The 7,842-nt window shown below is 48.6% G+C and carries 7 protein-coding genes; 2 read left to right on the top strand and 5 right to left on the bottom strand.

Annotated elements, in window-relative coordinates; genetic code table 11:
* Positions 1 to 1,275 (bottom strand): FAD-dependent oxidoreductase (locus GF404_13055; GenBank protein ID MBD3383107.1); only part of this gene is annotated, 1,275 nt, incomplete at its 3' end.
* Positions 1,275 to 2,558 (bottom strand): FAD-dependent oxidoreductase, encoded by a 1,284-nt coding sequence (locus tag GF404_13050; protein ID MBD3383106.1) that lies wholly within the window; start codon positions 2,556 to 2,558, stop codon positions 1,275 to 1,277. The genes GF404_13055 and GF404_13050, both read right to left, overlap by 1 nt.
* A 497-nt stretch (positions 2,559 to 3,055) precedes the next feature.
* On the opposite strand from GF404_13050, the gene GF404_13045 reads away from it, so the two are divergent.
* Positions 3,056 to 3,250, top strand: coding sequence for a hypothetical protein (locus GF404_13045; GenBank protein MBD3383105.1), 195 nt, complete (start codon positions 3,056 to 3,058; stop codon positions 3,248 to 3,250).
* 173 nt (positions 3,251 to 3,423) lie between these two features.
* A complete protein-coding gene (locus tag GF404_13040; GenBank protein MBD3383104.1) occupies positions 3,424 to 3,813 on the top strand; it encodes a thioredoxin fold domain-containing protein in 390 nt (129 codons plus the stop codon).
* Between the two features lie 20 nt (positions 3,814 to 3,833).
* Here GF404_13040 and GF404_13035 read toward each other — a convergent pair whose 3' ends face one another.
* The 3 genes from GF404_13035 to GF404_13025 all read right to left on the bottom strand — a co-directional run bounded on the left by GF404_13035 (position 3,834) and on the right by GF404_13025 (position 7,294).
* Positions 3,834 to 4,469, bottom strand: coding sequence for a hypothetical protein (locus GF404_13035; protein ID MBD3383103.1), 636 nt, complete (start codon positions 4,467 to 4,469; stop codon positions 3,834 to 3,836).
* Positions 4,470 to 4,935: 466 nt separating this feature from the next.
* Positions 4,936 to 6,063: a heterodisulfide reductase gene (locus GF404_13030; GenBank protein ID MBD3383102.1), complete on the bottom strand. Its 1,128-nt coding sequence runs from the start codon at positions 6,061 to 6,063 to the stop codon at positions 4,936 to 4,938.
* A gap of 412 nt (positions 6,064 to 6,475) precedes the next feature.
* Entirely contained in the window at positions 6,476 to 7,294 is an 819-nt protein-coding gene (locus tag GF404_13025; protein MBD3383101.1) for a hypothetical protein, read from the bottom strand.
* Positions 7,295 to 7,842 lie beyond the last annotated feature (548 nt).

Raw genomic sequence — 7,842 nt, 5'->3', positions numbered from 1 at the left:
CACATCGGCAATCGGTTCATTGGCATCAAATTCATCGCCAACCTTGTTGGTCGAGATCATGCCGGTAGCCAGAACGACCATATCAGCATTGATCTGGATATCCTCGCCCAGCAAAGTCTCGCTGATTTCGATATTGACACCACTGCTATTGGGACCGACTTTCTGGACCTCGCCCTTGGTCAGGATGATATGGTCATCTTCCTGGGCCTGGGCGTAAAACAGCTCCCACTGCATCGGTGAACGAATATCTTTATAGATGATATACACTTTGCAATCCGGGTATTTCTCGCGTACGTACTTGGCCTGCTTCAAGGATACCCGGCAACAGACCGACGAGCAGTAGGGGGCGTGATCGAGATCGCGCGAACCGGCGCACTGTATGAAGGCCACCGATTTAGGCGCACCGCCACCTTCCGGAACCTCGATCTTATCGTTTTTGGCCATCTCTTCCATCTGGATATTAGTAATCACGTTCGGAGAAGAACCATAGCCGAGGTAATCAAGCTTTTCGGTTGGATACTGACGCCATCCGGTAGCCTGTATGATTGCTCCGATGCGGATATCTTCTTCCCCCGAACCATTCTGCAAGGTGACATCGAACTGACCCGGCTGGCCCTTGGTCTTTTTAATCGTGGTCGATTTGCGGACCTCGATATTGGAATTGTTTTCTACTTCCTCGACCAGTTTTATGTGCGGGCTTTCCTGGAGCTCTCGATAGGGAGCCGCTTTGGGAAATACCTTGTGGAATTTCTCCGCCCAGCCACCGAGATGGTCCTCTTTTTCAATCAGGATTGCCTTGTAGCCGGCTTTGGCGACATTTAAAGCAGACTGCAGTCCGGTCACTCCGCCACCGATGATCAGGATATCCTTGACAGTGGTTTCCTGCGGGCCGACCGGATTTTCAACTACGCGGGCTTTTGCCACCCCCATGGCGACGTAGTCTTCGGCCAGCATCTGGGTGTCTTCGTCGTTGGGCTCATGACACCAGGCCACCCATTCGCGCAGGTTGACTCTCTCGGTGAAAACTTCATCGCCAAACATAAATTTGTCGGCGAAATAACGCTGTGAACATGCGCCGATCACGACTTTGTTGAGCTGTTCGGATTCGATCGAATCCTTGATTGCTTTTACACCTTCGTCGGAGCAATAGCATTTATGAGTCTGGCAGAAATCAGCCTTGCATTCTCCAGTGGCATGTTCCTTGACTTTGTCTATATCTATCGAGCTGCCGATTTCACAGCCCTCGCATATGAATACGCCAATTTTAGGATCCATCAGTGATTCCCTCCTTTCGAATCCAGAATGCCTTTCAGGGCGGCCCCGGTGGCATCCTGAATCGAGGCCGAAACCTCGCAGGGACGCATGACCGTTCCGGCGCCGATGATACCGGAAGTGTTCTCCTGGTCGATGAAGCCGAATTCATCCAGCTTTGTATCAAGAGGAGGCGCGGCCTTGGAAGTGGTCGGAACCATACCGGTCGCCAGGACAACCATGTCAGCGGTGGTCTTTGTGATCTCACCGGTCAGGGTGTTCTCAGCTTCCAGGATCAATTTGCCTGTGCCGTCTTCCTCGGTAATCCGGGCTACCTTGCCCCTGTGGAAATGAATCATTTCATCGTCCTGGCATTTAAGGTAGAAGTCTTCCAGACGTCCGGGTGAACGGATATCTATATAAAACACATGACATTCCGACTCAGGGAGCTGATCGCGCACATAGCGCGCCTGCTTCATCGAGGCCATACAGCAGACTCCCGAACAGTAAGGCAGATGATTTTCATCGCGTGATCCCGCGCACTGTACGAAAGCTACCTTCTTGGGAGCTTCACCGTCGGAAAGTCGCTGGATCTTGCCCTCGGTCGGACCGTCAGCGCTGGCCAGACGCTCCATAATTACGTTGGTGACTACATTTTTATATTTGCCATAACCGAGGTTGTCGATCTTCTCGGCATCGTAAGGATCCCAGCCGGTGGTCCAGACGATCGAGCCGGCTTTGACCTTGACCGTACGAGGCTGCATATCCAGTTCGATCGCGTCGTAATGGCAGGCTTCCACGCATTTTTTCATCCGATCGTCGTTGACATACTCCGGATCGATCACATAGCGATGCGGAAACGCCATCTTGTGCGGTAAATAGATCGCCGTGGTCTCATCCAGGCCGTAGTTCAATTCGTTAGGCCGTTTGATTTCGCAGACCTTGGCACAGTCGCCACAGGCGGTGCACTTGTCATTGACATAACGCGGATTGATTCTGAGAGTGACTTCGTAGTTGCCGGGAGAACCGGAAACCTGTTCCACTTCAGTCAGGGTCGAAACAGTGATATTCTCGTTTTGCCTGATTCGTTTCAGGTTGATTTCAAGACCGCACGAGGGCGGACACATCTTGGGAAAATACTGATTGGTCCGTATCACCCTGCCGCCCAGCATGGGAGTCTTTTCGATCAGGACAGCTTTTGCGCCGACCTCGCTGGCCTCAAGGGCAGTGGTCGTACCGGCAATTCCACCCCCCACAACCAGAAGATCGCAGGAAATCTCGTCGCCTTTTATGTCCTGTACTTCCATGGAATACTCCTATCTTTTAGCAGATTATTACTCAATTTATTTGAAATAGTGCCGCTAAGACCTGTATCTTTGTGCTTTTTATCACAATCTATGCCTGTAAATCCGTCTCTGCCATCTATGCCTAAATACGCATGAAAACGAAAAATTTATAATAAAAAATGCGGGGAAAATGTCAAGTGATTTATACGGATATTATACATTATATGCTAAAAAACAAGTCGACAAAAAGTAGACCGGTCTACAAAACATCATGTGCCATATTTCACATGCAAGTTGTAATGTTATACTGGACTAATAATGCCATTTAGGTTTTAATATATTTCTCGATTTATTGACCGGTTTGAGCGAGAAACGGTCAATAATACGGTTATTCTGTGGATTTAGAGATGTTTTTTCGTCTAAATTAAAAAATTGGAACAAAATCGTTATGTTTAAGGTTCTGGCAGACAGATGTAATTAATACTTATATTGTCATACTTTTAAAAGGAGGCTACGTGATGGAAGAGAAGAAATCAGTATTTGGAGAAGGTGTTCTGAAGACATCGGCGCGCCAGCTTTCGGTTTTTGTCGATGACAAAGGCAACAGCTGGATCTGTGACAAGGATGCTGTCAAGGATATCGACCCCAACAAACCGTTCGAAGAGCAGAACATGGAACGCTGTCAGATTATGCCGTTCGACCATGGTGGTTGATTGAACTGTAACTAAAATATATTTAAAGATCATACTGCCGGGTCTTAATTCAGGCTTTAGCTTGAAATGTGACCCGGCAGTTGTTTTAGTATCACAATTCCCGGCTTGAAGTCGGAAATCAGGACCGTGGCGGAACTGCATTCGGTTGTTAGTTTTGCTAATCTGATTCTTCTATGAAAGGGGCTAAGTATATGCGTTCGATGACCCGTCGGGATTTTTTGGAGAATATTTTCAACTACGAAAAAAGCAAGGACTGGAATTACCAGGACGAGACCCCCTGCGTAATAGATTTCCACGATGAATCCTGTCCACCCTGCCAGGCGCTTTCGCCTGTTTTGGAAAAGCTGGAGTCGGAGTACGGTGCTTCTGTCAAATTCTATAAAGTCGATATCCGCAATGAGGAAGACCTTGCCCAGGAGTTAGGGGTGGTCAACCTGCCGACACTGGTGTTTTGTCCACTCGCTGGTCGGCCGATTGTTTTGCAGGGGGCGGTCTCTAAAGAGAAGCTGATCCTCACGATCGAAAACGAATTGCTCGAAAATGATGATTCCCGGGGCGGTTGATTTCGGTAATACCTCTTTGGCTACTCCGGCATGACAATATCGAAACAGACCGGGTCCGCTTTTTCTCCGCCACGTTGACCCATGAATGCGGGTACCACGCTGATTCCCTTGCTGTTGGAAAAAATCCACTTACCGGCAGGTGGGTAGAAGATATTGTCGACGCAGAAACCTTCTTTTTGCGGTCTGGTATCAGCCGGGATTTCTATCTGCATTGAATACAGGAGTACCGGTGTCGCATGGGGCGGAAGCCTGTAATCGGTGGGCATGTGCAGTCCGCCGATGCCGACACTGTCGCTTCCCGGATGGTAGGCGATTACCGACCACCACGGAACCTTGCCGTCGAAAGCATCCTCGTGAGCCTTCAAAACCATCAGGTCTTCACCTTTAGTCGAGGCGATATCACCGTAACCTGTATCGATCCTGTATCCGCAGTCCTCGCACTTGAATTCCAGGCCGAGACTGATTCCACCCAGCTCGACTGCATTTACGACCAGGATTTCCAGACGGTTTTTCTGGCCGATATAGAGCTGGTTGTTTTCTCCCCCCCCGTTAAATTGGATGATGACGTTATTTTTGGTGAGGCCCTGGGCCGATATGCCGGAAACAAATGTGCATGAGAATAATATCATCAGTGCGATAACGATCAATTTTTTCATAAGTATCCCTCGCTTGACAGATTATCTCGCAAGTACAGTAATATCAACATCACGCGGTCAGGCAGTAATATAATCTCCGATAGAGATCAGTCAATCGATTTAGGCTGTTTAGTTAATTATTTGCCCTCTGCTTTCAAAAGACTGTCCCGCTTCACTGCTTTTATAGCGGATGTGGGTTTCGGCCAGGCATTATTATTATCGTTATCCTGAAAAGGAATCACGCTTTGGCGTTATGACAACGTTTTTGTTATGGCAGGTCCTGAGCTCCAGACTTCAGTCGGGAGTTTGTGACCTGCCATATAAAAATCCGATGCTTGAGATTTTTCCGCTCGTCCTGAATCATAGATTAGAACTCGGTCGAAAAGACAATCGCTCCGTCGCAGTCATTGCCAGGAGCAGAGCGATGAAGCAATCTAAAAAAAAGCCGGAAGATAAACTTCCGGCCAAAATCTTGTAATCAGCTAAGTTATCTCCGGCGTGGCTGGCGGTTGATCGAGCGGACATAGATCAATGCCAGGGTGCGGTAGAACATGTGCGCAAACTTCGAATATGGCGCGTACCACAACAGGAAGAATACGAAAACCAGGTGAATGAAGTAAGTTATATATGCTACATGTGCTAATCCCGCCATCCTGATGAACTGCAGAATCAATCCGGTAAACGCCACAATCGCGATAATATACAGGAACATTTTATCGGCGTAACCGTTGGCGCCGACCTTGTCCGCGTCGGTAGCTCGCCTGGTCAGCAGGATCCCGAGCCCGATCAGCATCGCCAGACCGCTGACAGTACCCAGCACCTTGATCAGGTTGGGCAGATCGATTGGCGAATGATGTCCCAATGCGACAGTCCACAAAAGCGCCAGCCCGGCAGTGGCCATCGAGCCGATAAATCCAAACAGCACCAGAAAATGCGATACCGCACGGGGCTTGTTGGTGATACAATTATTGAAATTCCTGTGCGTGGCGATCTCGATAAACGTTTCGATCACGCTCGGCACGAAACCTTTGGACGGTTCACCCGGGAATGTCCGTTTCATCTCCTTCCAGAAACGCAATAGTCCGACCGCGGCGAAGGCGAAGATGATCACGTTGCCTGTGATAAACAGGCCTTCGGTCCAGCCATGACGGATGAAATCGTTGTAGTCGACCGGGTCGCCGAAACCGAGCTCGGCAAAGTTGACCTGGTTGAACGCGAACATGATAATTCCGATCACGATTATCGGCACCAAAAACAGGATCGGGAGTGCCTTCGGGCTGGCCAGCGCGCGTCCCATGAATTTCGGGAATGCGTTCTGGCTGAAGACGTATGACCTGACAGCCGCCAGCACATCACCCGGCCGTGCTCCGCGCGGGCAGTGCACCGTGCAGTCATTGCACTGGTGACACATCCAGACATCCGGATCGGCTATGAGTTTATCTTTCAAGCCCCATTGCGCCCAGATCATCTCCTTGCGCGGAAACGGTTTCTTCTCGGGCGACAATTCGCAGACGACCGAGCAGGTTGCGCACTGGTAGCACTTCATCACATCCTGGCCGCCGGCATGGCGTATGAAATCGACGAATTCAAGATCGGGTTCGCAGACTTTGTTCACCTCTATCTTACCTCCACCTCATATATTTACGTCCGGACAGTATGTCCAAACGTGAATTTTATCATAGATTTACACCGAATCAATGTCAAGCATTTTGTTAAAAAATTCACTATCTTGTTACAGCCCTGAAAAAGCCCGAGCGGGGATCGGGCTTTATTACCATCTCACATGGATATACGGCGGATAGTCAGCTTTTTTTAGCTGTTTTCAGAATTTTCGCGCTCGGAGAACAACTACTGCGCCGAATGGCAGAGATAAATCGGTAAAAACAAAAAAAGCCCAACTGAGACAGCAGGCTTTTTATGATGCTTTCCTCCTCTTATTATAGAATATATTCGGAAAAAAAGCGGGTATGATAAGCCCCAAAAGCAGCTAAACCGAAATCAGTGCAGATTTTATACAGCGCTTATAATCATTCAGATGACTTATAGGGACAGCAGGCAGGCTCGGGGTACCAGGCATCAAAGAAGCAATCGCCCGGGGAGACCCCACCGCAAACGGAGAAATTGACTATGAACATTACATCTTGAAGGTCAACCTCTCGAGAACTTGAACCGCTCACATTGCCACAGGCCGGGACCGGGCAGGGAGGCGGGCCGTCATTGTATAAATAACTGAGCAGAAAAACCGCATCCGATAAATCGATACTTTCATCGCAGTTGACATCTCCGCAAATTCCACGGCAGTCAGCATACAAGGAAGTAGCAGGCTCAAGACATGTGCACGCTACCGGATGTGGACCGTTGGCCATATTATAATTCATTATATATAAAACGTCTTCATAACTCACCACGCAGTTGCCGTCGGCGTCCATATTTGCCATCGAGAGAGGGATCACTCTATCCGGGTATAATACATAATTTAATATATAGACTGCATCACTTACATCTATAAAATTGTCAAGGGTTGCGTCACCAGGTCTTTGCCAGCAACAGGTGTCGACCTCCGGAAAACGGCAGTTGCTTTCAAGTGGAGAGGGGCCGGATTCGAACAGGTAATCCCGAAGATAATCGGCATCTTCGCAGTCGATATCGCAGTCGGCGTCGACATCCAGATGGCTCATGAACTCCGGGTTGTGAGGTTTCATGGTGCGCAGGTAGTTCTCTATATAGCGGACATCCATGATATCCACTCCGCCGTTACCGTCAGCATCGCCGGGAAGAATCCGGGCGGTCAGAGTAGAAGTCCAACAGACAAGCAGAATTAACACTATCAGGAAGAAGCGCATCATTTTCTATCATCTCGGTTAGCGGAAGTACACTAAAATAAATTACACAGGATAATCTATTATGTCAAGGTGTCTTATTGCCGAACAGGAAAAAGCGGGATAAAAACCCGCTTTTTTGATTATACCCGAACCATATTTCAATACGAACCATACTGACAGCAGACTTCATCACCATATGAACCAGCGTAACATTCCCACGGAGATACCCTACCGGAAAATGCGAAATAAATTATATACGGTATCAGAAACATCATCACCGCCATCACCGTTGGCATCACCGCAAGCCCAAATCGGTTTAGGTACATGTCCTTTCATTGGTAAGACAGAATATGCAACAAGAACTGCATCGCTGACATTCACATTGCCATCGTTATTTGCGTCTCCACACTATCTTCAGCAGATTACCGGAGGTTCGACACAGGTGCAGTTGACCGAAGCCGGTCCACCAGAATTCACGTAATTGTCCAGGTATTCAATATCTTCTGGATCGATATCGCAATCACCATCGACATTTCCGTTGGACATGGGGTCAGGAGTATAGTCGTTTGATT

Source organism: Candidatus Zixiibacteriota bacterium, from assembly GCA_014728145.1.
Classification (GTDB): domain Bacteria; phylum Zixibacteria; class MSB-5A5; order JAABVY01; family JAABVY01; genus WJMC01.
Note: the sequence above shows the minus strand (reverse complement) of the source record. Positions and strands in the feature narration are given on the sequence as shown.

What these genes read in the sequence shown, in the direction of transcription:
- GF404_13050 (MBD3383106.1), bottom strand. Translation starts at nt 2,558, where the DNA reads ATGGAAGTACAGGACATAAAAGGCGACGAGATTTCCTGCGATCTTCTG.
- GF404_13025 (MBD3383101.1), bottom strand. Translation starts at nt 7,294, where the DNA reads ATGATGCGCTTCTTCCTGATAGTGTTAATTCTGCTTGTCTGTTGGACT.
- GF404_13035 (MBD3383103.1), bottom strand. Translation starts at nt 4,469, where the DNA reads ATGAAAAAATTGATCGTTATCGCACTGATGATATTATTCTCATGCACA.
- GF404_13045 (MBD3383105.1), top strand. Translation starts at nt 3,056, where the DNA reads ATGGAAGAGAAGAAATCAGTATTTGGAGAAGGTGTTCTGAAGACATCG.
- GF404_13040 (MBD3383104.1), top strand. Translation starts at nt 3,424, where the DNA reads ATGAAAGGGGCTAAGTATATGCGTTCGATGACCCGTCGGGATTTTTTG.